Below are 26,499 nucleotides of genomic sequence, written 5' to 3' on the forward strand. Positions count from 1 at the left end.
TCTTTGTTTGTTGACTCCCGATATCGCGCCAAGCCCATGAAATCCGTGGGTGGCAGCGATTGTTTCCCGTTATAGGTATCGAAGCACCTGCTTTCAACGCGACTTCAGGAAGTTCGTCGGATTCATTGGAAAATATTTGCTTTTTAGGGGCAGCTCTTATGCCTTTCGCCTGAAATAGCGAACGAAACGCGTCGGATAAGTGTCCTTTTCTCCAGCCGGCACGGCAAGCTCGCTATCTGCCTGCCAGATGCCGGGATCGATCTTTGGAAAGGATGTGTCGCCCTCCACATCCGCCTCGACATGGGTGATCAGTAGCCGGTCGGAGAGATCAATCGCCTGCCGATAGATTTCGCCGCCGCCGAGGATGCAGATTTCGTCGACATTGCTCTCCTTGGCCAGACGGGATGCAACCGAGATCGCTTCATCAAGCGAGTGTGCGACCGTTATCCCCTCGGCTGCAAAATCGGTGTCGCGGGTAATGACGACATTCGGCCGGCCCGGTAGCGGCTTACCGATCGACTGGAACGTCTTGCGTCCCATGATCACCGGCTTGCCGAGCGTCATCGCCTTGAAACGCTTGAGATCGGATGACAATCGCCAGGGCATGTCGCCTTCGCGTCCGATGATGCCGTTACGCGATACGGCAACGACGATGGTCTTGATCGGCTGGGTCATACGTCTCCCTCAATCTGCCTCGCCGACGCCAATACGAGTCGGCGAGGCGACTTTACATCATCAATGCGGCGGCGGCAGATGGAACGCACCTATCCCGGCCCAATATCAGCCACCGCTATTCAAATTATCGAGCTGGCCGGCCAACAGACCTCCCTCTTCGCGATCCCTGGCCATCTTCCGATAGAGCCCGGCCATGCCCTTAAAGATCAGGGCGGCCGGATCATCCTCGCCGAGGAACTCGGAAATCTCTTCCATTTCCGCGACCCATCGGTAGGCTTTCGGATACATGTCCGGAATGCCGTGGACGAATTTCGCATCGAGATCCGGCAGGCTTTCCTGAAGTTCGCGCTTCAGGGCGGCATCGGCACCCGAGCGGATCGCGGCAAGCAACATGGCGGCGCCGAGGCCTGTAACGCCCTTGTTGATGCCGGCATAGCACATCTTCAATGCCGAGGCCGCGCCGATTGCCCCATCGATGTGGCGAACCTGCAGTCCGTATTCGACCAGCACGCCGCTGTCGTTCGCGGTATCGGCGCTCACATAGAGTTTCGGCCCCTTCTGGCCGGGCTTCGGCGGACCGCCTATGATGGAGCCGTCGAGAACCATGCCGCAATCGCCGCCGAAAATCGCCGCGACCTCCACCATGGTCCTCGGCGAAATCGCATTGCAGTCCATGAAGGTCGTTTTCGCGCCCATCCGACGCAGTTCAGCGGCGATCTGCTCAGCGACGGCAACAGCCTCCGCCGGCGGAACGATGGAAAGAATGAGACGCGACGCGGCGATAGCGTCCAATCCAACCGGCTCCATGCCGGCTGCTTTCGCCCGTTCGATGGTCGAAGCCGAGCGTCCGTCGAGATAAGTGAGCACCCTCGCCCCATTTTCGACCAAACGCCGGCCAATAGCGCTTCCCATAGCACCGGCTCCGATGACTGCGATCTCCACGGCGAATCTCCTTCTCCGATCGAGGAAGACGGCAGCATATCGCCTATCGTCCGACCGGACGAGCGCAATGCCTTGCGGTAACACTAAGTTTAGCAGGGGCCGTCAAGCGTTGCGAAGCACGAGGACGGCATAGATACAGGGCTCTCCGCTTTCATTCTTGAAAACGCAATCCGTCGGCGGACCGAGTTCGAGGCAATCGCCCGGCGACATCGAGTGCTTCGTATCTCCCTCGAAAAAAGTCAGGCGTCCCTCCAGCACCCAGATGAGCTGCCGCACGAAGGCATAAGCCGATGCGGGCATCGGAACCTCCGCCCCCGCAGGCAATTCGATGCGGACGAGATCGAGCGGCAGCTCCGACTTCGGGGAAACGTGCCGGCGCTCATAGCCGGTCTGCGGATCGACCCAGACGGGCTGCTCTTGCCTCCGGAGAAACCGACCCTGCTGCATCTCCGCACGCGCCATCAGGGTCGACATGCTCAAGCTGAAGGCACCGGAAAGCTTACCGAGTAGCGTCGCAGTCGGGCTGCTCTCGCCGCGCTCGATCTTGTGGATCATGGCCCGGGAAACGGCCGAGCGTTCGGCCAACTCTGTCAGCGACCAGCCGCGGCTTTCCCGTTCAACGCGAATGCGCGCGCCGATGCGGCTGTCGATATCATCAAGTTGAGACATACATTTTACTATAGTGGACTTTCACCGGGGTAACAATCCACGTACATCGCTAGAAAATCTGAATTATTGCGTAGCTGAGTTTGACCTCTTATGCAGCCATGTAATAACATAGTAGACAGGCGTCGAAATCGGTGTATGACAGCATGAGGAACAAACGATACGATCATCCAATCTGATGGATGGTGTCTACGGAGCGACCGATGCAAATTCGCGATGCGAGAGACGAGGATCTCGCGGGAATAACCGCGATCTATAACGACGCCGTCGCCAATACCGCCGCAATCTGGAATGAGACACAGGTTGATATCGCCAATCGCAGGCAATGGCTCCAGGACCGGCACAAGCTCGGCTATCCGGTGCTCGTGGCAACCGACGATCATAACGACGTCATCGGTTACGCCTCGTTCGGCGACTGGCGCGCCTTTGACGGCTATCGGCACACGGTCGAACACTCCGTCTATGTACGAAACGATCAATATCGCGGCGGCATCGGCAAGGCGCTGATGATCGAACTGATCGAGCGCGCCCGGGCGATCGGCAAGCATGCGATGGTCGCAGGCATCGAGGCAGGCAACGAGGCCTCGATCCGGCTGCATGAAAAGCTCGGCTTCCAGCAGGTCGGTCTTCTTCCGCAGGTCGGCACGAAGTTCGGGCGATGGCTCGATCTCGCCTTCCTGCAACTACTCCTCGATCAGCGCACCGATCCCGACGCCAAGCCGACAGCCTAAACCGCGACTTCGGCCGCGATCGCCGCATGCGGCTCATATTCGAGAACCTCGAAATCCTCGATACGATAATCGTCGATACTGTCGGGTCGGCGTAGCAGACGCAAGGTCGGGAACGGCTTCGGCTCCCGGCCGAGCTGCTCGCGGATGGCATCAAGATGGTTGAGATAGAGGTGGACGTCACCACCCGACCAGACCAGCTCGCCCATATCCATATCGACCTGTTGTGCGACCATGGCGAGCAAAACCGCCTGCTGGCAGATGTTGAAGGGATTGCCGAGGAACAGGTCGCATGAGCGCTGGAAGACCATCAGGCTGAGACGTGGGCGCTTGCCCCCTTCGGCCGAGATATTCGATACGTGAAACTGGTAAACCATATGGCAGGGAGGCAACGCCATATCGGCGAGCTCGCCGACATTCCACGCGTGGAAGATCATGCGGCGGCTGCCGGGATTGGCCTTGAGATCCTTGATAACAGCGGCGAGCTGGTCATGCACGCGGCCTTCGGCATCGCGCCATTGCCGCCACTGCTTGCCATAAACCGGGCCGAGATCGCCCCATTGCAGAGCAAAGGCCTCGTCCTCCAGAATGCGCTTTTCAAAAGCGACCTGATCGATCTCTTCCCCCGTCGCCTTGCGATATTTCGCCAGCGGCCAGTCGGTCCAGATCCGCACATTTTCCTTCAGGAGATTGCGGATGTTGGTGTCGCCCGTCAGGAACCAGAGCATCTCCTTGACGGCGAGTTTCCAATAGACCCGCTTCGTTGTGAAGATCGGGATCTGCCCCCTTGAGAGATCGAAGCGCATCATCGCGCCGAGACCACTCAAGGTGCCGACGCCGGTGCGATCGATACGGCGATCGCCGTGCTCGAGCAGATGCGCCATCAGGTCGAGATATTGGTACTCTGGGTGACGAGCCATCTTCCGCTCCGAAATCGCTTGAATTTTCCGGCCATAAGGCTTGCCTGAGCGACAGCCTGCCGATTCCCTTTTTGTAATTCTAATGACAAGCCGCCGGGAAACCAACCGCGGCCAAGCGTAATTCAGGCAAACCTCACGGCCTTGCGGACAAACCGATGTTTCCGCGAAGCATTTATGACAATTGCCCTTCCCTTCGCTCGCGGAAAACACTATATCACCCTTGCCGGTCTTCGGGCCGGCTATGGCGATAAATGAGCGGTGTAATAAACCTATTGGACCCGGGGGCGGTACCCGGCGCCTCCACCAAAAACCGGCCGGCAGAACTTGCGACAGACCGGCTTTTGATGGGGGCGAAACAGGATCGACAAGGGTGTAAAGATCGACTTTTCGCTCGGCATTGTACCGCCGTTATCGGGCTAAAATTGTAGTTGCAAACGACAACTATGCGGAAGCTCGTCTCGCTGCTTAATCGCGGTGTGACACTTCAAATAAAGTCCTAAGGGGTCGCACTCTTAGGCGGGGTCCGAAGGCACCTGGCAACAGAAGCCTTCACCTTCTTCTCCAGTGCTATATTATGGATCGACACGCGGTGACTCGCGCATAGGGCTTTTCCGGCGGCGCTCAGCGTGGCATAAGCCTATAAAAAGCATGGCCAACGAAAGACAGGAAAGCATGGGGCAGGATCATATCCGCTACGACATTTTGGCACAGGACGCCCTGCGGGGAGTAATCCGCAAGGTGCTGACCGAGGTCGGCGCTACAGGCCGCCTGCCCGGTGACCACCATTTCTTCATCACCTTTTTGACCGGCGCCCCGGGCGTGCGCATTTCGCAGCACCTGAAGGCGAAATATCCCGAACAGATGACCATCGTCATCCAGCACCAGTTCTGGGATCTGAAGATCACGGAAAGCCAATTCGAGATCGGCCTCTCCTTCTCTGACGTTCCGGAAAAGCTGGTCGTCCCCTTCAACGCCATCCGCGGATTCTACGACCCTTCAGTCAATTTCGAGCTGGAATTCGACGTGCCGCTGGCCGACGAAGAAGAAGAGACCTCCTCCGGCGAAATCACGGCCTATCCGGTGCCGGTCGAAGGCGAGGAAGCGCCTGCGGCTGCAGCCAAGGAAGGCGAGGAAAAGAAGCCGGGATCGGTTGTCTCTCTCGACGCATTCCGCAAGAAGCAGTAGCCATTGCAGGGGAAGCATCCGCTTCCCTTTTTCATGTCGGCAACGGAAAGAGATTCATGAGCGCCGAAATCGTCAATCTGCGCCAGTTTCGCAAGAAGCAGGCCCGCTCGGATAAGGAAACGCAGGCTGAGCAGAACCGCATCGCCTTCGGACGGACCAAGGCTGAGAAGAAGCTGACGACGACGCTTAACGAAAAGGCCGCAAAGGCGCATGAGGCCGGCCGAATCGAAACCAAGAAGACCGAAGACTAATTTAGGTTCTGAGATAAAAAACTTCAGAAATCAGTTGCTTACTTCCGCATTTTGAATCACTTTCAGAAATATCCCGCCATTTCCGATTTTTGATCGATCCGCCGATGATCCGTAAACATTCCGCGACGCTGCATGGCCATCGCACGAGCTTTTCCCTTGAGGATGCCTTCTGGACAGAACTGAAGGCGATCGCCAACGCGCGCGGCACGTCGCTCGCAGCACTGATCTCCGAGATCGACGACGGCCGCGAAGCCGGCAGCAATCTCTCCTCTGCGCTCCGCCTCTATGTCCTTAAATGGCTGAAGGATCGCAACTGAATAGTCGCAGAGAGCTCAAGACGATGTCGTGAGCGCGCTTCACCTACCAGATGTGGATCAATCCACAACCTTCCGGTTTACTGGGCAACTCCCGGCAGTTCGTTGAAATTCAAAGGTGTCGTCGGATGTTGGGTTTCGGCCTTGGCTCGCGCGTCGGCAGCCGCCTTGGCCTTGGCTGCCTCCTCCGCTGCCTGCTTGGCGCGCGCCTCTTCATCCGCCTGCTTCTGAGCGGCCGCCTGCTGAGCCAGATTGCGTAACCGTTCCTCTTCTGCACGGCGCTGCAGCTCGACGGCGGCATCGCGCTGGCGCTGAGCCTCGCGCACGCCTGCAACATACTTGTACAGCGCCACCTCACGCCGCAGCCGCTGCTTTTCAAGCACATTGGCCTGCAAGCGCTCCACCCGACGGCGCTCGCGCTCGAATGCCCGGACAGACAGGAAGCTGGTGACGTCCGTGATATCCATCGTCCGGCCAGGTGCGGAGAGCGGTCCGGCGAAATCGAGGCGTAGGGCCGGCTCCGCCCCGCTCTGCGCTTCGGCACCGGCCTTGAAGGCGATACCGAGTGAGCCGCGCATGCGCTCATCCGGCAGGCTGATTTCGGCATTGCCCGAAAGCTTTGCCAGATCGTTGCTGGCGACAATATTGGTCGCTCGCACCACACCGGCGGAAATGTTGAAAGGGATGCTGGTCGCCGGCAGGACCGCTTCGCCATTGTTCAACAGCGTCTGCACGATCGGCAGCACCTTGGCGGCGGTGATATCGCCCTGAATCTGATCCGTCGCCGAGAGGAGCGGCGGCATGACAGAGAGATTGAGGCCACGCACATGCGTCTCGCCGAGCTTCATTTCACCCGAACCGCTGGCATTGGCGGCAAGGTCGGCAATGCTCTTGCCGCTCGCTTCGGCATTCATCGCAAGGCCGAAGCGGCCGGTCGCAAGCGGCGCTCCATCGCGCTGCCAGGCAACGGCCGCAAGATCGCCATTGGCGAGGCTGAGCTTCGTCTGCAGCAGGCCGGTGCCATCCGAATTAGCGAACATCGCGCTCCCTGTCAGCGTACCGCCATTCCAGCCACCCGTCAGATCATTCAGCCGTAACTCCTCGCCCCTGTAAGCTGCATTGGCGGTGAAATTCGAAATGGGACCGAACAGACCAGGCCATACCTGCTTCGCGGAGAGTTTGACGCCGATGTCCATGCCGCTGAAGGCTGGAAGGCCGAGCTTATCCTTGTTGAGCGCACCTGTTTTCGGATCGCTCATCGGCCCGTAGATGGCTTCCGCCAGCCAGTCGAGATCCACCTTGTCGAGCGACAATTCACCCGAGGCCTTTAGATTCGGCGCCTTCCGATCGACGGTCAGCGTGCCGGACATGTTGTTGTCGGCAAAAAGCCCCTTCATATCCGAAAATACGATCTTGTCCGGGTTCAATGCGGCATTGGCCTGGAACTTCACCGGCAAACCGGCGCCCATCTGCGGAATACCGATGCCGTTCATCACGAAATAGGGATCGATGTCAGCGCTTTCGAACGACAGCGCTATGTTGCCGTTGAGGAAGGTAGCTGGACGGACATCCACTTTGCCGTTTGCAGTAAACGATGTCTTGTCGGTCGCAAAGGTGAGCGCGGCATCCGCCGGATCGGTGCCGCTTGCCGACACTTTCAGCGTCAGACGACCATTGGCATCGGCTTCAACAGGCAACGGATCGAGACCCGCCTGGCCGAACAGGATCGACGTCACCGAATTTTCCAGCGTTCCCTCGAGCGTCGTGGTGCCCTTGCCCTTGAACGCTGAAAGATCGGACATGCGATAATCGAAATTGACGCGGCTGCCGTTGGAAACGCCGGCAAGCGTCACCGTCAGCGCGTTGTCCTGATCCCCGCCGAGCGTCACCGCCCCGCGAAGAGCCGTGTTTCCATACCAGGCGGCGTTGCGCACCAACCGGTCCATGACGGGATGGTGCGGCAAATGCTGGCGCAGCATTTCGAAAAACGGCCCGGGATCGGCGGCCTTGAAGGTGATCTCGCCCGATCCCTTGTAGTCGGATGGCGTGCCGTCGGCGCGGCCCGTTGCGGTGATTTCGGCGCCAGCGACATTGTGCACCGAAAGCTTGTCGATCGTCAGAGCGCCGTCGGCAATGGAGAAGGACGTATCGAGATTATCGGCCGGCACACCGAAGGCCATGAATTTTCCGGCCTGCAGATGCGCCGTGATCCGATGATCGAAGAGGGATTCCTCGGTATCCTGGCCTGTAAAGAGCCCGGTTAGTGCCCTCAGCGCGTCAAGGTCGAGAGCATCGCCGGTGAGATCGACTGCAAGCTTTGGCGGTGTCTTGTCCGTCCCGCTCTGGCGATCGATCCGGCCTTTCAGCGTGGCCGGACCAATTGCGATCTCGAGATTTTCGAAGCGCTGCTCGTCATGCTTCAGGCTGACATCGGCAGAGAAGCCGGCCTGACGCAGCTGGCGTATCGCCGGATCGACGGACCCGACAAGCCACGAGGCCAATCCCGACGGCTGGTTGGACGCAACGACCAGATTCCCGATGAAGTTGGGCTCGTCCCGCAGCATGAGATTGCCGCGCGCTTCGACCTGTGTGCGGCCGGGCATCGTGCCGATCGCATGATCGATCTTCCATCCTGTTCCCGCCGGTTCGAGATCGAGCTGCACGTCGCGTATGGTCGTGTCACCCGCCACGATCGCCGGCAGCCGGAAGGTCGCCTTGCCCGGAACCTGTGGCACCGGGATCTCGGCCGCAATCGCAATCAGATTGTTGAGGCGCTGACGCGCCGAGATTGCCGGGTTGCGATTGGTCTTGCCGTTGGTGCCCTTGTTGTTGCCGAGGCGGTTGACGTCGATCTGCTGGCCATCGGCCGTCAGCAGGAATTCCGGCTTCGAACCTGTATCCAGCGTCGCCTCGCCTGTGACGACATAAGGATCGTCATCGGCACCGACTTCAAGGCGATATTCCGGAATGCGAATACGGTCATTCGTCAGCTCGAAACGGCCCTTGATGCGGGGCTGCGCCTTCTGATCGGCAGAATCGCGCGTCTGCTTGTCATTGACCCCGGCCGTGAAGGAGCCCATGTAATCGGGCTTGCTGTTGACGAGTTTAAGTTCGCCATCGAGATCGACATTAAGCGGATGGCGGTCCGGCATCAGCCGGGTGCGGACGCGCAGGACGCCGTTGTCGTCAGGCTGGCTGCTGGAAACCGTGAAATTGCCATGCTCGTTGTCGAGGGCCGCATCACCCTCGATACGCCAAGGGCCGGCAAGCGATCGCGCCGACATCTGGGCATTCAGGCCCGTGACATGCCGGGTCCTGCCCGTTTGCTCGTCGATGAAGAGAATATCGCCGTCTTCTACGTGAACGCTTTCGAGCACGACGGACTTTGCGGGAATTTCCGGCTGGCTACCGCGCATCCAGTCGAGCGTGCCGTCCTTCAGCAGCCGCAGCCGCACCTTGGGCTTGGACACCCGCATATCGAAGATCAGCGCCTCGCCGGAAAGGAAAGGCGCAAGTTCCGCATCCATGGAGAATTCGGCCACCTGCACGAGTGGCGTTCCATCAGCCTCCTGGCCGACGCGGACATCGTGCAGCGTCACCGACGGGAACGGCAGGAGCCGGGCATCCACGGTGCCGTGAACGGTCACCTTCTTGCCGATGATGCGGCTCGCCTGATCCTCGAAGTTCTTGCGAAAATCGGTCCAGTCTATGAAGAGCGGAGCGAGCAGCGCCAGGAACAGCACCACCACAAGCAATCCACCCAGAAAAACCAGGACCCTACCTAACAACGCGTATCGTCTCCAATCTTCATTCCCAACGTATGCAGGCGTCGCTTGTCAGAGCGCATACACGGCATAATTTAGTCTATGTACGGTTCTACCCGATCTCCGCCTGTCACAGCAGCTCTTTTTAAGAGGCATGCCTCCTCTAGCGCGTGTAGTGGCTTTTTATGGCAAAAACCGGAAGAACGCCGATGCAGCCTAGCGCCATTCGCACGCGTAGCAAGCCAAGATCATGAAAATATTCCATCTTTCAGTGCCTGCGGAATATCTTCCCTGGATTGAAAATGGCATCCGGATCAAGCGACTCCTTGATTTGACGCATCAGATCGACGGCATCGCCGAGCTCCTGCTCCAGAAACGCCATCTTCCCCTGCCCTATGCCGTGCTCGCCTGTGCATGTGCCATCCATGGCGAGCGCACGCGCGTTGAGGCGCGCGACGAATTCCTCGACGACAGCGATCCCTTCAGGGGTCCTGTCGTCAAACAGGACGAGCACATGGAAATTACCGTCGCCGGCATGGCCGACGATCGGTGCCAGCAGACCATGCGCCTCGATATCGGCCTGGGTTTCCGCTACGCATTCGGCAAGGCGTGAGATCGGCACGCAGACATCTGTCGATAGCGCAGCCAACTCCGGTGCCAGCGCGCGGCAGGCCCAATAGGCGTCATGGCGAGCCTTCCAGAGCTTGTTGCGCTCTTCGGCATTGCTTGTCCAAAGGAATTCGCCGCCACCGCATTCCGCCGCGATCTCGGCAAATTGCTCCGACTGCAGCGCTACCGTCTCGTCGGTGCCGTGGAATTCAAGGAAAAGCGTCGGCTTCTCGTCATAGGTCAGGCCGGAATAGCGGTTGCAGGCCCGCATCTGCATGGCATCGAGCAACTCGATACGCGCGACGGGAACGCCCATCTGGATGGTCATGATGACGGCATCGCAAGCCGCCTTGATGTCCGGAAAAGCGCAGGCGCCGCCGGCGATCTTCTGCGGAATACCCTGAAGGCGCAGCGTGACCGAGGTCAGCACGCCGAGCGTGCCTTCGGCGCCAACGAAAAGCCGCGTCAGATCGTAACCGGCTGATGATTTCTTGGCGCGGCGGGCGGTGCGGATTTCCTCGCCATTGGCAGTCACCACGGTCACGGACAGAACATTGTCCTTCATCGTGCCATAGCGCACGGCGTTGGTACCCGATGCGCGCGTCGATGCCATGCCGCCGATCGAAGCGTTAGCGCCGGGATCGATGGGGAAGAACAGGCCCGTGTCGCGCAGGTAGGTATTAAGCTGCTCGCGGGTGACGCCTGGCTCGACCGTACAATCCAGATCTTCGGCATTGATTTCGAGAATGCGGTTCATGCGGCTGAAATCGATGGAAATGCCGCCCTGCGGCGCATTCACCTGTCCCTCCAGCGAAGATCCCGTCCCGAAGGGAATGACCGGAACCTTATGTTCGGCACATGCCTTCACGACAGTCCGCACGTCCTCGCTCGTTTCGGCAAAGACAACGCCGTCCGGTAGCTGCGATGGGATATAAGTGGTGGTGTGGGCGTGCTGGGCACGAAAACTTTCGCCCGTCTGGAAACGTTCACCAAAGGCCTGCTTCAGAATGCCGAGAACGGCGGATATGCCGGCCTCGTTGCGTGTTCCCGCCTTTGCATCAGCCAAAACCATAGTCCGAATCTCCCGTCGCGGTCGTCCAGGGCGTTAACCCCTCTCGGTTCTATGGGGCATTTGAGGCGGGGCTGTCCAGTGATGAAAGTGAGCCGCTATCGCGCATAAGTTCAAGTTTTGTGCGATTGATCAAAGGTGCGACGATCGGCTGGCCGGAAAAAGCATCGCGGCAGAATTTTGCCTATATTTTAAGCAATCCATCGCTTCAACGATCACCGACCAATCATTTTCATCCATACCATGACACCGCGAGGCAGTCTTCCGTCGACTGGCATATGTCTTGCGTTTCGCCTTTCAGTTTTCATACAGCCACGATTGGAAGGACATTCGATGAAGCGCAGACAAATGCTCATGGCACTCGGTATCGCGATGCTGGCGATGGGGTCAGTTTCCGCCCCTGGCGCAGCTCGGGCGGATGCTCTGAGCGACATAACCTCGCGCGGCACGCTGCGCGTCGCCGTTCCGCAGGACTTTCCGCCCTTCGGCAGTGTCGGCACGGACATGGCACCCATGGGCTATGACATCGACATCGCCAATCTGATCGGCGAAAAACTCGGCGTGAAAACTGAGCTTGTTCCCGTCACCAGTGCCAACCGCATTCCCTATCTGCAGACCAACAAGGTTGATCTGGTGATCTCAAGCCTCGGCAAGAACCCCGATCGCGAAAAGGTCATCGATTTCTCCGACCCCTACGCGCCCTTCTTCAACGGCGTCTTCGGTCCCGGCGATGTCGCGGCCACGAAGCCGGAAGACCTTTCCGGCAAGACGATCGGCGTCACCCGCGGCGCGATCGAGGATCTCGCCCTGACCAAGGTCGCGCCGCAAGATGCGACGATCAAGCGCTACGAGGACAATAACGGCACCATCTCCGCCTTCCTGTCCGGACAGGTTCAGCTGGTTGCAACCGGCAATGTCGTCGCGGCGGCCATTCTTGCCAGAAATCCGCCGAAGAAGCCCGAGATGAAATTCCTCATCACCAACTCCCCCTGCTTCATCGGCCTGAACAAGAACGAGCAGGCATTGCAGAAGAAGGTCAATGACATCATTGCCGCCGCCAAGGCGGACGGGACACTGAATAAGATGTCGCAGAAGTGGCTGGGCGCCGACCTGCCGGCCGGCTTCTGATCAACGCAGGACTGATTGCGCCGTCATTCGGCGGCGTGATCGGTCTCAGCGAGGCTTTCTCCCATGCGCTATCACTTCGATTTCGGCTGGCTTGCCGAATACTATCCCACGCTGATCAAGGGCGTTCTCGTCACGGTGGAGCTGACCCTTATCGGCGCCGTGCTAGGCATTATCCTCGGAATTGCCTGCGCCTGGGCTCGCGCACTTGGCCCGAGCTGGCTCAAACCCTTTGTGGCTGCCTATGTCGAGCTCATCCGCAATACGCCGTTTCTGATCCAGCTCTTCTTCATTTTCTTTGGCCTGCCCGGCATTGGCGTTCAGATGAACGAGATGACCGCAGCCAATCTCGCCATGATCATCAATCTCGGAGCCTATAGCTGCGAGATCATCCGCGCCGGCATACAGGCAACGCCGCGCGGCCAGTTCGAAGCCGGCGCCAGCCTTGCCATGACCCGGTTCGAGACCTTCCGGCATGTCGTCCTCGTTCCGTCCCTGCAGCGCATCTGGCCGGCACTGTCCTCTCAGGTCGTCATCGTCATGCTCGGCTCCTCCGTCGTCTCACAGATCGCCGCCGAGGACCTGACCTTCGCGGCAAACTTCATCCAGTCGCGCTCGTTCCGTGCGTTCGAGGCCTATTTCGTATCCACGGCGATATACCTGGCGCTGGCGGTCCTGCTTCGGCAGGCACTTGCGGCAGTGGGCAAGCTGATCTTTCCACGCAGGGTCCGCCAATGATCCAATTCACCACATGGGATATTCTGCGCGGCCTGCTTCTGGCCGCACGCTGGACGATATTACTATCGCTCGTCTCTTTCGCCGGCGGCGCCATCGTCGGCGCAATCCTTCTGCTCCTGCGCATCGGCAAGGCCAAGGCCGGCCGCATCGCGGTCAGATATTTCGTCGAACTGTTCCAGGGCACGCCGCTGCTGATGCAGCTCTTCCTCGCCTTCTTCGGCCTCGGGCTCTTCGGCATAGACGTGCCGGCCTGGCTGGCTGCCGGCGTCGCACTCACCCTCTGGTCGGCTGCCTTTTTGACGGAAATCTGGCGCGGCTGCGTCGAGGCCGTCGCCAAGGGACAATGGGAAGCATCGGCAAGTCTCGGCATGGGTTATCTGCAGCAGATGCGCTACGTCATCCTGCCGCAGGCGCTGCGCATCGCCGTGCCGCCGACGGTCGGTTTTTCGGTGCAGGTCGTCAAGGGCACCGCCCTGACCTCCATCATCGGCTTCGTCGAGCTATCGAAGGCCGGCACCGTCATCACCAATGCGACCTTTCAGCCGTTCACCGTCTATGGCTTTGTCGCGCTTATCTATTTCGCCCTGTGCTGGCCGCTGTCGAAGAGCAGCCAGATCCTGGAGAGGAAGCTCAATGTCGCTCATCGAAATCACTGAAGTCCGCAAGAGCTTCGGCACCAATGAAGTCCTGAAGGGCATCAACCTCGATGTCGAGCCCGGCGAAGTCATCGCTATCATCGGCAAGAGCGGCTCCGGAAAATCGACACTGCTGCGCTGCATCAACGGGCTGGAGACGATCAATGACGGCTCGATTTCTGTGGCCGGCGCACAGCTTTTACCTGACGACCTGCATCTGAAGGCGCTCCGGCTGAAGGTTGGCATGATCTTCCAGCAATTCAATCTCTTTCCGCATCTGAGCGCGGGGCGTAACGTCATGCTCTCGCAGATGGTGGTCAAGAAGACCGCCAAGGCCGAAGCCGAGGCGATGGCGCGGCGCATGCTCGATCGCGTCGGCCTCGGGCACAAGTTCGACGCCTATCCGGATGAACTCTCCGGCGGCCAGCAGCAGCGCGTCGCCATCGCAAGAGCACTCGCCATGCAGCCGATCGCGCTTCTCTGCGATGAAATCACCTCCGCGCTGGACCCGGAGCTGGTGGCGGAAGTTCTTGCTGTCGTGCGCGAACTGGCCGGCGAAGGCATGACGCTGCTGATGGTGACGCATGAGATGAAATTCGCCCGGGACGTCTGCTCGCGCGTGGTCTTCATGCACCAGGGGCGCGTGCACGAAATCGGACCGCCGGGCGAAGTCTTTGCCAACCCGCAAACGCCTGAACTCAAGCAGTTCCTCGGCCTGCATTGAAGGTCGGCAAGCTCGGCTAAACGGTTCTTTGGACCATAGTGTTCCAGGCACCTGGAGCAACGCCGAACGCCTTCTTGAAATGCCGGGTGAGATGGCTCTGATCGGCAAACCCGGTTGCGGCGGCCACTTCCGCGATCGGCTCTCCCGCGCCGATCATCGCCTTTGCCTGCTGCAGCCGGCGCATCAGCAGGAACCGATGCGGGCTTGTTGCAAAGGCGGCACGGAAATGCCGCGCTAGCGCAAAGCGATCGAGACCGGTGATGCGCTCAAGTTCCTGCGAGCGCACACCTCGCGTGACATGCGCCTCGAGATAGTCCCGCGCAGTCTTCACCTGCCCCCAGGCAATGCTACCCAAAGGCCGTTGCGGCAAACGGGCGTGCTGGACAAGTCCGTCGGTGAGCCGCGAGACGAAATCGTCAACGAAGAGCTCATCCAGCTCGCGATCGAGCTCACCAAGCGCCGCCAGCAACAAGCCGGCGAGACGATTGTCTTCCACCACGGGGTCATCGACGAAAGGCAGGCCGACACGCGCCGCCTCAAGGCATTGAAACAGTACCGATGGTTCCAGATACAGCATCCGGTATACGAGGCCGTCCTCGGTCGCGGCCCCGCCGTCATGCAGTTCGTCCGGATGAAGAATGATCACCCGCCCGGGCAGGCTGTAGCGCTGTTCGCCGCGATAGCGGAACGTCTGCACGCCGCGCATGGTGACGCCAAGCGCATAAGTATCGTGCCGGTGTAGTTCGAAGGCATCGCCACGAAACTGCGCCTGGATGCGTTCGATGCCCGGATAGGCAGGCGCGGACAGTATGCGATTGCTCTCCGGCGTCACGCACAAACGTTCAAGACCCTCGAATATCTGTCCGGCTACATCGTCGTGCAATGTCCCATTTCCAGACTGCATGAAAGTGACCATCGATGTTCGATACCAAAATCGCGATCGTTCTGCGAAGCGACCTTCAATCCTGGCAAAAGCTGAATGTAACGGCCTTCCTGTCGACAGGCATTGCCGGACAACATCCCGATATTATCGGCGAAGCCTATCGCGATCGCACGGGCAACGTCTACAACGCTTTGTCGATCCAGCCCATCATCGTGCTCTCGGCCGACAAGGAGAGCATTACCGCCATCCACCGCCGCTCGCTGGAGCGTGGCGTCACGTCTTCCATCTTCATCGAGGAAATGTTTTCAACCGGCCATGATACGGCCAACCGCGCCGTCTTTTCCGAATTCGCGCCCGAGGACGCCAAGGTCGTCGGCATCGCCTTGCGCGCGGACAAGAAAATCGTCGACAAGATCACTAAGGGCGCCAGCATGCACGCGTGATCGGACGCGCAAAGCAAACGGCCGGATCGTGAGACCCGGCCGTCTTTGTTGAAAAGGCTTAGCCGTTCTGCGTGATCGGTGCGATCTGGATCTCGACGCGGCGGTTCTGTGCGCGACCGGCCTCCGTTGCGTTCGTTGCAACCGGCTGCGATGGACCGAAGCCGATAGCCGACATACGGCGCTGGTCGATACCCTGGCTGCCGAGGTAGGAGGCAACCGATCCGGCGCGACGTTCGGACAGATCCTGGTTATGCTGCAGGCTGCCAGTCGAATCCGTATGGCCGTTGACGTCGATCAGCGTACGGTTGAACTTGCGCAAAACGATCGCGACGGAATTGAGCGTCGGGAAGAATTCCGGCTTGATCGCATCCTGGTCGATGTCGAAGGTGATTGCCGACGGCATGTTGAGGATGATGCGGTCGCCGACGCGGGTGACCGAAACGCCGGTGCCCTGCAGCTGCGCACGCAGTTCGGATTCCTGCTGGTCCATGTAGTTGCCGATGCCCGCACCTGCGAGCGCACCGACGCCTGCGCCGATCAGCGCGGCATTGCGGCGCGAGGCCGGCGAATGGCCGATCAGAAGGCCGGCGACCGCGCCGACACCGGCACCGATCGCCGCACCGCCGGCCGTGTTGGAAACTTTCTGCTCACCCGTATACGGATCGGTGGTCGTGCATGCGTTCAAAAATGCTGCCGCTAGGGCAAGAATGGCAATTCTCTTTATCATGGAATCATCGCTCTCCGGTTCGATGGCCGCAGCAGATATGAAGCATTGCGGCAATATCGTGAAGAGAAATCTACGACGCCCTTATATCTTGGGGACGGGAGCAACTTCGGCAGCAATCTTTCAATATCTCCCGCGAGCCATCGAATACATAATAGCCATCATGCCCCAGAACATCGCGAAGCCGAGCCATATCACCATCGCGTTGACGCTGCCCCTGAGAGCGCCGCGAATGCTCCAGCCGAGCGAAAAAACGGCTAAAGCCACCGACACGACGAGGATACGCATAACTCTGCCTCTTATGATTTTGGGTGGCTCTCAGAGATTCTGAAAAAGCTGCAAGGCCGTATTGTAGCTGGCATTGGCGATCGAGAGCGATTGCAGCCCGAGTTGCTGCTGAGCCTGCAGCGCCAGAACCTTGCTCGATTGCTGCTCCATATCGGCATCGACAAGCTTCCCGACCCCGCTGGTCAGAGAATCGCTCAAATTCTTGGCGAACTCGGTCTGGAGATTGATGCGCGATTCGAGGGAGCCGAAGGCGGACCCGATCGTCTTGAGCTGGTTCAACATTCCCGTCACTGTGTTGACCATGTCGGCGATAGCCCCTTGGGTCGTATTCGCATCGAGCGAGATCTCCACCTGGCCGCTCGTATTGCCGTTCTGAGTGCTGACGAGCACATAGTTCCTTGCAGCCCCGGCCTCGGTCGCGAAAGACGTCGACGTCAGTACGCCATATCCGCCGGAGCCGCTCGACTGGTCATCGATCAGATAACGCGCATCGGCCGATGTGATCGGGCCACTCGTCGAACTCACGCCTGCATAGCTCAACATGCCGATCGAAACCGTCCCGTTGCTGCCGCGGATCAGCGAACCCGGCACTTCGTGCGGATCGGTGGGATCGGCGCCATCCCGCAGCATCGTCCAGTTGACGCCATTGAAGGTCGCAGACTCTCCGATGCTGCGCAGCTGCTGTTTCAGCTGCGCAATCTCATCATTGAGTTTCGTCTTGTCGACGCTGGTCTCATAGGCGCTGACAAGCTTCGTCCTGATCTCCGTCACGACGTCGATCGCGCTGCCGACACCCGTGGAAGCCGTGCTGACGGTCGAGGCGGCGAGACCGAGCGCGTCCTGAACCGACGAAATCGCACCCACGTCGGTATGCGTCAAAGTCGAGATTTTCCAGTAGGTAGCATTGTCTCTGGCCGTTTGAACCCGCAGGCCCGACGACATCTGTCGTTCGGCATTCCCCAGTTTGGCCTGGGTGTCCCTCAGCACTTCCAGCGCTGTATTCATAGAGGGACTGACCCTGATGAAGGTCGAAAAAATACTCACGGCACATGAACTCCGAACGCAACAATACGCAACACATACAAGGAGACATCGGAACCTTGCCGCGGGCGCTCATGCGCGCGGGCCGATCGCATCGGCAAACAGGAGAGCCAGGCAAAAACAACACCTGCGCTCTGGCGGTTACATATCGCTATGATTAGCAAACATGCTTAAGAATGCGCTAAGAACAACGCATAATTCACCATAATTATGCGCGGGAGTGATAACTGGCTTAGCCCCGACGTGCTCGTCGCTATTCCGCGGCGCGACGGTTGGCAAGCATCGTGTACCGCGTCGAGTCGACATCTTTTCACGTGGCCGTTGCTTCCCATGAATCGACTGCTAAACCACATTTTAGGTACAAACGAAGTTGTAATCTTCGGTGAGACAACGACACGTTTTACTGACTTGTCGGCATGTCCGCTCCGTGATGCAAAACGCGCATCAAGAGCTGCGAATGTGCACTTTTTGTTCTAATTTCGGCCCGTTTCTTTTGCCTTTCGGGGTAGAATCATTACATTGGGCCGCATGACCATTGGACATGACGACATTCCCTTCTTTGACGAGGAGCCGGAGCACACCGCGCCGCGCCGTTCAGCGCCGGCTGCCGGCAGCATTGGCGGCGGCATCGCGGCCCGCGCCATGGCGGCACGCGATAGCGGCCGCCGGCCAGATTACCTCTCGGGCCTTAATGCCGAGCAGACGGAAGCCGTGGAAACGCTCGACGGCCCCGTTCTGGTGCTTGCGGGCGCCGGCACCGGCAAGACGCGCGTGCTGACGACGCGCATCGCTCATATTCTCTCCACCAACCGCGCCTTCCCCAGCCAGATCCTCGCGGTCACTTTCACCAACAAGGCGGCCCGTGAGATGAAGGAACGCATCGCGCTGCTCGTCGGCGGCGCGGTCGAAGGCATGCCTTGGCTCGGCACCTTCCACTCGATCGGTGTCAAGCTGTTGCGCCGTCATGCCGAGCTGGTGAGCCTCACCTCCAGCTTCACGATTCTCGATACCGACGACGTCATCCGCCTGATCAAGCAGCTGATCCAGGCCGAAGGGCTCGACGACAAGCGCTGGCCGGCCAAGCAGTTTGCCGGCATGATCGATACCTGGAAGAACAAGGGCCTGAGCCCCGCCGATATTCCGGAAGGCGACGCGCGCGCCTTTGCCAACGGCAAGGGCCGCGAACTCTATGCCGCCTACCAGAACCGCCTGAAGACGCTGAACGCCTGCGACTTCGGCGATCTCCTGCTGCATCCGATCAATATATTCAGGCAGAATCCCGATATCCTCAAGGATTATCACCAGCGCTTTCGCTATATCCTGGTTGACGAGTATCAGGACACCAACACGGCACAGTACATGTGGCTTCGCCTGCTGGCGCAGCGGCAGAAGGGCGAGCCGCAGAATGTCTGTTGCGTCGGCGACGACGACCAGTCGATCTATGGCTGGCGCGGCGCGGAGGTCGACAATATCCTGCGCTTCGAGAAGGATTTTCCGGGCGCCAAGGTCATCAAGCTGGAACGCAACTACCGCTCCACCGAACACATTCTCGGTGCCGCCGCGCATCTGATCGCCCATAATGAGGGCCGGCTCGGCAAGACGCTGTTCACCGATCGCTCCGACCCCGATGACATCAAGGTGCAGGTGCATGCCTCCTGGGATTCCGAGGAGGAAGCACGCGCGATCGGCGAAGAGATCGAGCAACTGCAGCGCAACAAGCACAATCTCAACGACATCGCCATCCTCGTGCGCGCCTCCTTCCAGATGCGCGAGTTCGAAGACCGCTTCGTCACGCTCGGTTTGAACTATCGCGTCGTCGGCGGCCCTCGCTTCTACGAGCGCCTCGAAATCCGCGATGCCATGGCCTATTTCCGCCTCGTCTGCCAACCGGCCGACGATCTCGCCTTCGAGCGCATCATCAACACGCCGAAGCGCGGCCTCGGCGACACCACGGTTCGCGCCCTGCACGACTACGCCCGTGTGCGCGATATCCCGATGCTGGCGGCGGCAGCCGATATCATCGAGACGGACGAGATGAAGCCGAAGGCGCGCAAGGCGCTGTTCGACGTCGTGCAGTCTTTCCGCCGCTGGCAGGGTCTGCTCGAAAACACGCCGCATACCGAGCTTGCCGAGCAGATCCTCGAAGAGTCCGGCTATACGGACATGTGGAAGAACGACAAATCGGCGGAAGCGCCGGGGCGCCTGGAAAACCTGAAAGAACTGATCCGCTCCATGGACAGCTTCGAGTCCATGCGTGGATTCCTCGAGCACGTCGCCCTCGTCATGGATGCCGAGCAGAACGAAAATCTCGATGCCGTCTCCATCATGACGCTGCACTCCGCCAAGGGTCTGGAATTCGATACCGTGTTCCTGCCCGGCTGGGAAGAAGGCCTGTTTCCGCATCAGCGCTCGCTCGACGAAAGCGGTCGCGCCGGCCTCGAGGAAGAGCGCCGCCTCGCCTATGTCGGCATCACCCGCGCCAAGCGCCGCTGCCACATCTGGTTCGTTTCCAACCGCCGCATCCACGGCCTCTGGCAATCGACTATCCCCTCCCGCTTCCTCGACGAACTGCCGGAAATGCATGTTCAGGTCGCCGAAGTCGAGCAATCCTATGGCGGATATGGCCGCGGCGGCTACGGCCAGTCCCGCTTCGACAAGGCAGATCCTTTCGCCAATTCCTATTCCACGCCCGGCTGGAAACGCGCCCAAGCCAACCGCAATGATGCGACGCGCGACAACTGGGGCAGCCGCTCCGGCCACGCCGTCGAACGCATCGGCTACGGCGAAAGCGGCCCCAAGGTGCGCACCATCGACGGCGAGCTGGTGGCCAAATCCACCTCCTCCGAACCCTCCAAATTCGCCATCGGCGACCGCGTCTTCCACATCAAATTCGGCAACGGCAACGTCTCGGAAATCGAGGGCAACAAGCTGACGATCGAATTCGACCGCGCCGGGCAGAAAAGGGTGTTGGATGGATTTGTGGAGAGGGTGTGATACGACAAGGCCTCTGGTTTGGGACCAGAGGGTAGCTATCAACAGTCGGGGCTGATTGTGGATCTCCTTCCCACCCACACACGCCGTCATCCTCGGGCTTGACCCGAGGATCCACGCACAAGCGCTCCCATCGAATGCATCATACTCTTTGAATCACAAGCAAGCATGCAATGTAGATGCCGCTGCCGCCACGCAAAGCGATCTAATTTGCATAAACATCAAGGCTTGTACTTGGATCCTCGGGTCAAGCCCGAGGATGACGGAGCATGGAGTATGATAGGGTGGCAAACGCAAGCGCTATTCTTTGCGAAGCAGCTCGCCTCCTGCCAATAGTCTCTTGACGCCTGTTATTCCTATGCTCATCCCACACGCATGGGTGGATATACCTACATCATCACCAATCACAAGCGAGGCACGCTGTACATCGGTGTCACCGCCGATCTCGAGCGCCGCATCTACGAACATCGCGAAGGCCTGACGCCTGGCTTCGCTTGGAAATACGGATGCACGCGGCTCGTCTGGTATGAAGACCACGCAGACATCGTTTCAGCCATACAAAGGGAAAAATCCCTGAAACGTTGGTATCGGCATGGAAGATAGAGTGGTTGAAAAGACAAATCCGGATTGGCGGGATTTATATTACGAACTCTGGTAAAGCCTCACGCTCTCCAAGCGCCTTCGCATCGCGATCCTTCAGCCACAGCCCAAATTCCTTGACCACGGCCACCACCTTTTCCAGGCGGCGTCCATCCTCCGTCAGCGAATATTCTACCTTCACGGGAACCGTCGGATAGACCGTCCGCTTGATAAGACCCGCCTCCTCCAGCGCCCGCAGGTCCAGCGTCAACATTCTTTGCGAAATGCCAGGCATCAATCGCCGCAGTTCGTTGAAACGCTGGGGTCCATCAACCAGATAGGACACGATCAGCAGCCGCCAGCGGCCTCCCAGCAAGTGCATCGCCTCTTCCACGGAGCAACCCGTCACGGTGTTTTTCATCGCGCATACCTCGTATGCATGGCGGTATAATTTTTGTACCTAGATGTCAAACTTTTCCGTTCTTACGATTCCATACCAGGTGGACTACATGGTTCAGCGCTAACCCTTCCAATCGAAGGTTGGCACCGGAAACCCCATGGAGACCCTCGTGAAGCTCTATTATCTGCCCGCAAGCTGCTCACTCTCGCCCCATATCGTTATCAACGAACTCGGCCTGGACGTGGACCTGATCAAGGTCGATCACGCCAGCCACAAGACCGAAACCGGACTCGATTTCTACGACATCAACCCGCACGGCTATGTCCCCCTGCTCGATCTCGGCGACGGCAGCCTCCTGCGCGAAGGGCCGGCGATCGTCCAATATCTGGCGGATCTGAAGCCCGAGGCTGAACTGGCGCCGGCCGCCGGCACGATGGAGCGCTACAGGCTGCAGGAAATGCTCGGTTTCCTGTCGACGGAAATCCACAAGGGGTTCATTCCGCTTCTCTATGCGCGGCTCGCGGGAAGCTATGTCGAGACCGCAAGACCGAAGCTTGAAAAGCGATATCAATGGATCGACGCGCATCTCGCCGATCGTCCCTTCCTGATGGGCGACAGATTCACGGTTGCCGATGCCTATCTGTTTGCACTGACAGGATGGGGTCAGGCTCCGTGGCTGAAATCCTATTACAAAGCCGGCATTCATTTCGACGCGCTGCACAATCTTGAGGCTTGGTATGGCCGCATGAGGCAACGGGAGGCCGTTAGGAAGTCCATCGCCGAGGAAGGATTGGCATTCGACTGAGCCCGCAACGAAGCGACGGGAAAGCTATCGCGAGACACTTCCAGTCTCGCGATAGCATCACTCGGTATCGCGATTTCTCGCAGGAGACGATCTTTCCGCCGCAAAGGCTTCTTCGCCTCGCTGCACGATCTCAGTTGCGTCCGCCGTTTGCCCTGATGATCTGGCCGTTGACCCAGCCGCTCTGCGCCCCCGCCAGAAACGATACGATCTGGGCGATATCTTCAGGCAGCCCGAGGCGTCCGAGCGGAATGTCGTTTATCAGCCGCTGGATCAGCGCCTCGGACCGCCCCTTGAACAGCAATTCGGTCGCGATCGGCCCCGGCGCGACTGCATTGACGGTGACGCCGCGCGGACCGAGCTCTTTGGCAAGAATATGCGTCATTGCCTCTACTGCCGCCTTCGTCGCGGCATAGACGCCGTTGCCGGGGGAATAGTGACCGATAATGCTCGTGGAGAGATTGATGATGCGGCCACCATTGCACACCCGCTTTGCACCTTCGCGCATTCCGTTAAAGGTGCCTGTAAGGTTGACGGCGATCTGCTGCTGAAAATCCTCATCAGAAACCTCGGCCAATGGCGAGAATTTGCTGATCCCGGCATTGTTGACGAGCACGTCGACCTTTCCGAACTCCGCTTCGGCGCGATCGAACAATTCGGTCACGGCCGCGGCATCGGCGACATCGGCACGCACCGCAATCGCGCGACCACCCGCCGCAGCGATACCGGCGACAACATCGGCGGCCTCTTCGGAACTCGATGCGTAATTGACGACGATCTGAAAGCCGTCGGCGGCAAGCTGCTTCGCAATGGCGGCACCAATCCCTTTGGATGCGCCGGTTACGATCGCGGTTCTAATTTCTTTGGACATGCGTCAAATCTCCTTGTCGTTCGCACAAGCGCTCTCCACCATGCCTGAGAACTCAATCCTGGCATGTTCGCTGAAATGCTTGTTTCGTTGGGTCGCGGCCTGTAATATGAGCGATAATTCGCTTTTCGCTACTCGCATTCCAGGAACATGTCCGAAAGCCCGCTCCACAGACGTGCCGCGCCGAGAAAAGCGCCAAGACAAGCCCGCTCGCTCGCAACGGTCGAAGCGATCGTGGAGGCTGCGGCTCGCATTTTGGAAGAGCGCGGCCATGAAGCCTTCTCCACCAATGCCATCGCGGAGAAGGCCGGCGTCAGCGTCGGCTCGCTCTATCAGTATTTTCCACGCAAGGATGCGCTGATCGGAGCCTTGATCCTGCGCGAGACTTCCCGCCTCGTCGCAGAGGCGGAAATTGCCGCCGACAAGCCCACCGGCAGCGAGGCCTTGTCGGCGCTCATCCTCCCTTGCGTCGAACAGCAGCTTCGCCGGCCGGCGCTTGCCCGCTTGCTCGATTTCGAGGAAGCGCGGCTGCCGCTCGATGCCGCCACCGAAGCGGTCAAATGGCGATTCTTCGAACTCACGCGCGCAACCCTGCTGCGACCGGATTTGCCGCCGCAGGCCGATATCGAAGTGGCCAGCCGCGACGTGGTCGCCATCATCAAGGGAATGGTCGATGCCGCAGGGGACCATGGCGACAAGGATAAAAACCAGCTGGCTCTGCGCGTGAAACGCGCCGTTCTCGGCTATTTGCACAGCCTCGACTGACGTCGGCAGCGGCCCCAATCGAATAGGCCGCCCCAAAACCGGAAGGCATGGCTAGACATTCCACCCTTGCAAGCGATTGCATTGCAGCATTGCAGAATCCGCATGCCTAGCAAGCTACCAATGATAATCCAATCGATTATATCGATTGAAGCGGCTTCGGGATTCTGCGTTTCCCGCGGGTGTCTCGGCAAGCCGCCGCCAGTTCTTCTTTCGGCCCGTTCGGGCTTTTCGTCCGGCTCGAATCTCGAAGCCTGGTAACAACAAAAACCGAGGATAAAAAAGTGGCTGGCTCAGCAACAAGCTCTGCGCCCACCAGCGCGCGTGCATCCGCACACCAAGGCCAGGGCAATTACCAATTCGCACTTATCGCACTCACCTCACTCTTTTTCATGTGGGGCTTCATCACTTGCCTGAACGATATTCTGGTCCCGCACCTGAAAAGCGTCTTTCAGCTCAATTACACCCAGGCAATGCTCATCCAGCTTTGCTTTTTCGGCGCATACTCCATCATATCGCTGCCTGCCGGCACGCTCGTGAAGCGCATCACCTATAAATGGGGCATCGTTGTCGGCCTCGCGATCGCGGCTGTCGGCTGCGCCCTATTCATTCCAGCCGCCACCTACCGAGTCTACGCCCTTTTCTTGGGCGCGCTCTTCGTGCTCGCCACCGGCATCACGATCCTGCAGGTCGCCGCCAACCCCTATGTCACCGTATTGGGACCACCGGATACGGCCGCTAGCCGTCTGAACCTGACGCAGGCCTTCAACTCCCTCGGTACGACGATTGCACCTTACTTCGGCGCCATGCTTATCCTGTCCGCCGCGACCGTTGCGGCCACCAATGCGACGCCGGAGCAGCTCGACGCCATGCGGCTTGCCGAGGCCGGTGCGGTCAAATTTCCCTACCTGCTTCTTGCCGCTGCGTTCCTGGTGCTTGCTGCCGTCTTTGCCGCATTGAAGCTGCCCGAGGTCGAAGATGAAGAAACCGTCGAGCCGATGCGCGGCGGCGGCTCCGCCTGGCAGTACCGCCATCTCGTGCTCGGCGCTGTCGGCATCTTTGTTTATGTCGGCGCCGAAGTCAGCGTCGGCAGCTTCCTGGTGAACTTCCTGAGCCAGCCCGATATTGCCCATCTCTCCGAGTCCGATGCCGCCCACTACGTCTCCTATTTCTGGGGCGGCGCGATGGTCGGACGCTTCGTCGGCTCGGCAATCATGCGCCATATCGATGATGGCAAGGCGCTCGCCTTCAATTCCGCCATTGCGATCGTCCTCCTGCTGGTGACCGTGCTGACGACAGGCCATGTCGCCATGTGGTCCGTGCTGGCGATCGGTCTGTTCAATTCCATCATGTTCCCGACGATCTTCAGCCTGGCGCTGCATGGCCTCGGCAAATATACGAGCCAAGGCTCGGGCATTCTTTGCCTTGCCATCGTCGGCGGCGCGATCCTGCCTGTTGTCCAGGGCGGCCTTGCCGATACGATCGGCATTCACCTCGCCTTCCTGATGCCGATCATCTGCTATGTCTACATTGCCTTCTATGGCCTCAAGGGCCACAGGCCGGCATAAGCATTTGCAAACCATCGCGCCTCGCCGCCTTCATCGGCGAGGCGCAAAGGGCTTGATCCGAAACGCGCCGCTTGGCATCGTGCAGCGCAACAAAACGGAAGGACAGGCCTCATGAAAGCGCTGCTGCTCATCGATATCCAGACCGGCTTCTGCCCTGGCGGCAATCTTCCAGTGCCTGGAGGCGATGAGATCGTGCCCGCTGCCAATGAGCTCATCGACAGCGGCAAATACGATCTCATCATCGCGTCACAGGATTGGCATCCGCCTGGTCATGGCAGCTTCGCCTCCTCCCATCCCGGCAAGAAACCCTTTGAAATCGGCATGCTCTCGGGCAAGCCGCAGATGATGTGGCCCGATCACTGCGTCCAGAACAGCGAAGATGCCGGGTTCCATCCCGACCTTCATCTGACCTCCGTCGATTTCATCCAGCAGAAGGGCCAGAACCCCGCAGTCGACAGCTATTCCGCCTTCCGCGACAACGATCAGGCAGCCCTGACCGGCCTTGCCGCCTATCTGCGCAGTCAGGATGTCACCGAACTCGATCTTTGCGGCCTGGCGACCGATTACTGCGTGAAATTCTCGGCACTCGATGCCGTTGAAATGCTGCCTGGCGTTACCGTCCGCTTCATCGAAGATGCAAGCCGAGGCATCGATCCCGCCGGCGTCAAATCGGCAATCGACGAGATGCGAGCCCGTGGTGTTGCGGTGATCAGCAGCAAGGATGCGCTTGCGTAAAATCGCGCAAGTCCAGCTAAACCTTCTCTAAACAAAATGATGCAAGCTGTTCCCGATCAATGAAATATCG

General features: G+C 59.3%; 26 protein-coding genes, 1 other RNA gene and 1 pseudogene. 16 read left to right on the top strand and 12 right to left on the bottom strand.

Annotated elements, in window-relative coordinates:
* Positions 1-156: 156 nt before the first annotated feature.
* The 3 genes from RTCIAT899_RS10930 to RTCIAT899_RS10940 all read right to left on the bottom strand — a co-directional run bounded on the left by RTCIAT899_RS10930 (position 157) and on the right by RTCIAT899_RS10940 (position 2,286).
* Positions 157-675: a dihydrofolate reductase gene (locus tag RTCIAT899_RS10930; RefSeq protein ID WP_015340292.1), complete on the bottom strand. Its 519-nt coding sequence runs from the start codon at positions 673-675 to the stop codon at positions 157-159.
* A 105-nt stretch (positions 676-780) separates the two neighbouring features.
* Positions 781-1,617, bottom strand: a complete 837-nt coding sequence (locus RTCIAT899_RS10935) for an NAD(P)-dependent oxidoreductase (RefSeq protein ID WP_015340293.1) — start codon at positions 1,615-1,617, stop codon at positions 781-783.
* A 102-nt stretch (positions 1,618-1,719) separates the two neighbouring features.
* A complete protein-coding gene (locus RTCIAT899_RS10940; RefSeq protein ID WP_015340294.1) occupies positions 1,720-2,286 on the bottom strand; it encodes a helix-turn-helix domain-containing protein in 567 nt (188 codons plus the stop codon).
* A 200-nt stretch (positions 2,287-2,486) separates the two neighbouring features.
* Between RTCIAT899_RS10940 and RTCIAT899_RS10945 the strand changes: the two genes are divergently transcribed.
* Complete coding sequence (locus RTCIAT899_RS10945) at positions 2,487-3,014, top strand: GNAT family N-acetyltransferase (RefSeq protein WP_015340295.1); 528 nt, start codon at positions 2,487-2,489, stop codon at positions 3,012-3,014.
* Here RTCIAT899_RS10945 and RTCIAT899_RS10950 read toward each other — a convergent pair.
* Positions 3,011-3,931: a thymidylate synthase gene (locus RTCIAT899_RS10950; RefSeq protein WP_015340296.1), complete on the bottom strand. Its 921-nt coding sequence runs from the start codon at positions 3,929-3,931 to the stop codon at positions 3,011-3,013. The genes RTCIAT899_RS10945 and RTCIAT899_RS10950 overlap by 4 nt on opposite strands.
* A 183-nt stretch (positions 3,932-4,114) precedes the next feature.
* On the opposite strand from RTCIAT899_RS10950, the gene ssrA reads away from it, so the two are divergent.
* From ssrA to RTCIAT899_RS10965, 4 genes are all read left to right on the top strand, one after another.
* Positions 4,115-4,485: a transfer-messenger RNA gene (gene ssrA, locus RTCIAT899_RS31915) on the top strand.
* A gap of 118 nt (positions 4,486-4,603) precedes the next feature.
* On the top strand, positions 4,604-5,116 hold the full coding sequence (locus RTCIAT899_RS10955; protein ID WP_041677914.1) for an SspB family protein: 513 nt from the start codon (positions 4,604-4,606) through the stop codon (positions 5,114-5,116).
* Positions 5,117-5,172: 56 nt separating this feature from the next.
* Positions 5,173-5,367 carry a DUF4169 family protein gene (locus RTCIAT899_RS10960; RefSeq protein WP_015340298.1) on the top strand — a complete coding sequence of 65 codons (195 nt, stop codon included), beginning with the start codon at positions 5,173-5,175 and terminating at the stop codon, positions 5,365-5,367.
* Between the two features lie 104 nt (positions 5,368-5,471).
* Positions 5,472-5,684: a ribbon-helix-helix domain-containing protein gene (locus tag RTCIAT899_RS10965; RefSeq protein ID WP_041677915.1), complete on the top strand. Its 213-nt coding sequence runs from the start codon at positions 5,472-5,474 to the stop codon at positions 5,682-5,684.
* Between the two features lie 77 nt (positions 5,685-5,761).
* Here RTCIAT899_RS10965 and RTCIAT899_RS10970 read toward each other — a convergent pair whose 3' ends face one another.
* Positions 5,762-9,469: an AsmA family protein gene (locus RTCIAT899_RS10970; RefSeq protein WP_015340300.1), complete on the bottom strand. Its 3,708-nt coding sequence runs from the start codon at positions 9,467-9,469 to the stop codon at positions 5,762-5,764.
* A gap of 244 nt (positions 9,470-9,713) precedes the next feature.
* Complete coding sequence (locus RTCIAT899_RS10975) at positions 9,714-11,126, bottom strand: FAD-binding oxidoreductase (RefSeq protein ID WP_015340301.1); 1,413 nt, start codon at positions 11,124-11,126, stop codon at positions 9,714-9,716.
* Between the two features lie 345 nt (positions 11,127-11,471).
* Here RTCIAT899_RS10975 and RTCIAT899_RS10980 point away from each other — a divergent pair, with 345 nt between their 5' ends.
* The 4 genes from RTCIAT899_RS10980 (at position 11,472) to RTCIAT899_RS10995 (ending at position 14,345) form a co-directional block, all read left to right on the top strand.
* Positions 11,472-12,251 (top strand): transporter substrate-binding domain-containing protein, encoded by a 780-nt coding sequence (locus RTCIAT899_RS10980; RefSeq protein WP_184461912.1) that lies wholly within the window; start codon positions 11,472-11,474, stop codon positions 12,249-12,251.
* A 63-nt stretch (positions 12,252-12,314) separates the two neighbouring features.
* Positions 12,315-12,986, top strand: a complete 672-nt coding sequence (locus RTCIAT899_RS10985) for an amino acid ABC transporter permease (RefSeq protein ID WP_015340303.1) — start codon at positions 12,315-12,317, stop codon at positions 12,984-12,986.
* Entirely contained in the window at positions 12,983-13,642 is a 660-nt protein-coding gene (locus RTCIAT899_RS10990) for an amino acid ABC transporter permease (protein WP_015340304.1), read from the top strand. The genes RTCIAT899_RS10985 and RTCIAT899_RS10990 overlap by 4 nt, the downstream gene beginning before the upstream one ends.
* The gene (locus RTCIAT899_RS10995; protein ID WP_015340305.1) at positions 13,620-14,345 is read left to right on the top strand and encodes an amino acid ABC transporter ATP-binding protein; all 726 of its coding nucleotides are present in this window, start codon (positions 13,620-13,622) and stop codon (positions 14,343-14,345) included. The genes RTCIAT899_RS10990 and RTCIAT899_RS10995 overlap by 23 nt, the downstream gene beginning before the upstream one ends.
* 16 nt (positions 14,346-14,361) lie before the next feature.
* Here RTCIAT899_RS10995 and RTCIAT899_RS11000 read toward each other — a convergent pair whose 3' ends face one another.
* Positions 14,362-15,249, bottom strand: coding sequence for an AraC family transcriptional regulator (locus RTCIAT899_RS11000; RefSeq protein WP_376766854.1), 888 nt, complete (start codon positions 15,247-15,249; stop codon positions 14,362-14,364).
* Between the two features lie 14 nt (positions 15,250-15,263).
* On the opposite strand from RTCIAT899_RS11000, the gene RTCIAT899_RS11005 reads away from it, so the two are divergent.
* On the top strand, positions 15,264-15,671 hold the full coding sequence (locus RTCIAT899_RS11005) for a DUF2000 family protein (protein WP_015340307.1): 408 nt from the start codon (positions 15,264-15,266) through the stop codon (positions 15,669-15,671).
* Between the two features lie 58 nt (positions 15,672-15,729).
* Here the strand turns inward: RTCIAT899_RS11005 and RTCIAT899_RS11010 are convergent, their stop codons facing one another.
* From RTCIAT899_RS11010 to RTCIAT899_RS11015, 3 genes are all read right to left on the bottom strand, one after another.
* The gene (locus RTCIAT899_RS11010) at positions 15,730-16,398 is read right to left on the bottom strand and encodes a YiaD family glycine zipper/OmpA-like lipoprotein (protein ID WP_015340308.1); all 669 of its coding nucleotides are present in this window, start codon (positions 16,396-16,398) and stop codon (positions 15,730-15,732) included.
* 120 nt (positions 16,399-16,518) lie between these two features.
* A complete protein-coding gene (locus tag RTCIAT899_RS33495; RefSeq protein ID WP_154660795.1) occupies positions 16,519-16,683 on the bottom strand; it encodes a hypothetical protein in 165 nt (54 codons plus the stop codon).
* Positions 16,684-16,713: 30 nt separating this feature from the next.
* On the bottom strand, positions 16,714-17,688 hold the full coding sequence (locus RTCIAT899_RS11015) for a flagellin N-terminal helical domain-containing protein (RefSeq protein ID WP_041677535.1): 975 nt from the start codon (positions 17,686-17,688) through the stop codon (positions 16,714-16,716).
* 564 nt (positions 17,689-18,252) lie between these two features.
* Here RTCIAT899_RS11015 and RTCIAT899_RS11020 point away from each other — a divergent pair.
* Both RTCIAT899_RS11020 and RTCIAT899_RS11025 read left to right on the top strand, forming a co-directional pair.
* Positions 18,253-20,718 carry an ATP-dependent helicase gene (locus RTCIAT899_RS11020; protein ID WP_041677916.1) on the top strand — a complete coding sequence of 822 codons (2,466 nt, stop codon included), beginning with the start codon at positions 18,253-18,255 and terminating at the stop codon, positions 20,716-20,718.
* A gap of 372 nt (positions 20,719-21,090) precedes the next feature.
* Positions 21,091-21,373 (top strand): annotated as a pseudogene (locus RTCIAT899_RS11025) (GIY-YIG nuclease family protein).
* Here RTCIAT899_RS11025 and RTCIAT899_RS11030 read toward each other — a convergent pair.
* On the bottom strand, positions 21,353-21,715 hold the full coding sequence (locus tag RTCIAT899_RS11030) for a winged helix-turn-helix transcriptional regulator (RefSeq protein WP_015340312.1): 363 nt from the start codon (positions 21,713-21,715) through the stop codon (positions 21,353-21,355). The pseudogene RTCIAT899_RS11025 and the gene RTCIAT899_RS11030 sit on opposite strands and share 21 nt — an antisense overlap.
* 148 nt (positions 21,716-21,863) lie before the next feature.
* Between RTCIAT899_RS11030 and gstA the strand changes: the two genes are divergently transcribed.
* The gene (gstA, locus tag RTCIAT899_RS11035; RefSeq protein ID WP_041677917.1) at positions 21,864-22,499 is read left to right on the top strand and encodes a glutathione transferase GstA; all 636 of its coding nucleotides are present in this window, start codon (positions 21,864-21,866) and stop codon (positions 22,497-22,499) included.
* Positions 22,500-22,629: 130 nt separating this feature from the next.
* On the opposite strand, the gene RTCIAT899_RS11040 is transcribed toward gstA, so the two are convergent.
* A complete protein-coding gene (locus tag RTCIAT899_RS11040) occupies positions 22,630-23,367 on the bottom strand; it encodes an SDR family oxidoreductase (RefSeq protein ID WP_015340314.1) in 738 nt (245 codons plus the stop codon).
* A 147-nt stretch (positions 23,368-23,514) separates the two neighbouring features.
* On the opposite strand from RTCIAT899_RS11040, the gene RTCIAT899_RS11045 reads away from it, so the two are divergent.
* The 3 genes from RTCIAT899_RS11045 to pncA all read left to right on the top strand — a co-directional run bounded on the left by RTCIAT899_RS11045 (position 23,515) and on the right by pncA (position 26,429).
* Positions 23,515-24,129, top strand: a complete 615-nt coding sequence (locus RTCIAT899_RS11045; RefSeq protein WP_015340315.1) for a TetR/AcrR family transcriptional regulator — start codon at positions 23,515-23,517, stop codon at positions 24,127-24,129.
* Between the two features lie 281 nt (positions 24,130-24,410).
* Positions 24,411-25,694: a sugar MFS transporter gene (locus RTCIAT899_RS11050; RefSeq protein WP_041677536.1), complete on the top strand. Its 1,284-nt coding sequence runs from the start codon at positions 24,411-24,413 to the stop codon at positions 25,692-25,694.
* 111 nt (positions 25,695-25,805) lie between these two features.
* Positions 25,806-26,429 (top strand): bifunctional nicotinamidase/pyrazinamidase, encoded by a 624-nt coding sequence (pncA, locus tag RTCIAT899_RS11055; protein ID WP_015340317.1) that lies wholly within the window; start codon positions 25,806-25,808, stop codon positions 26,427-26,429.
* Positions 26,430-26,499: the final 70 nt, after the last annotated feature.

Source organism: Rhizobium tropici CIAT 899, from assembly GCF_000330885.1.
Classification (GTDB): domain Bacteria; phylum Pseudomonadota; class Alphaproteobacteria; order Rhizobiales; family Rhizobiaceae; genus Rhizobium; species Rhizobium tropici.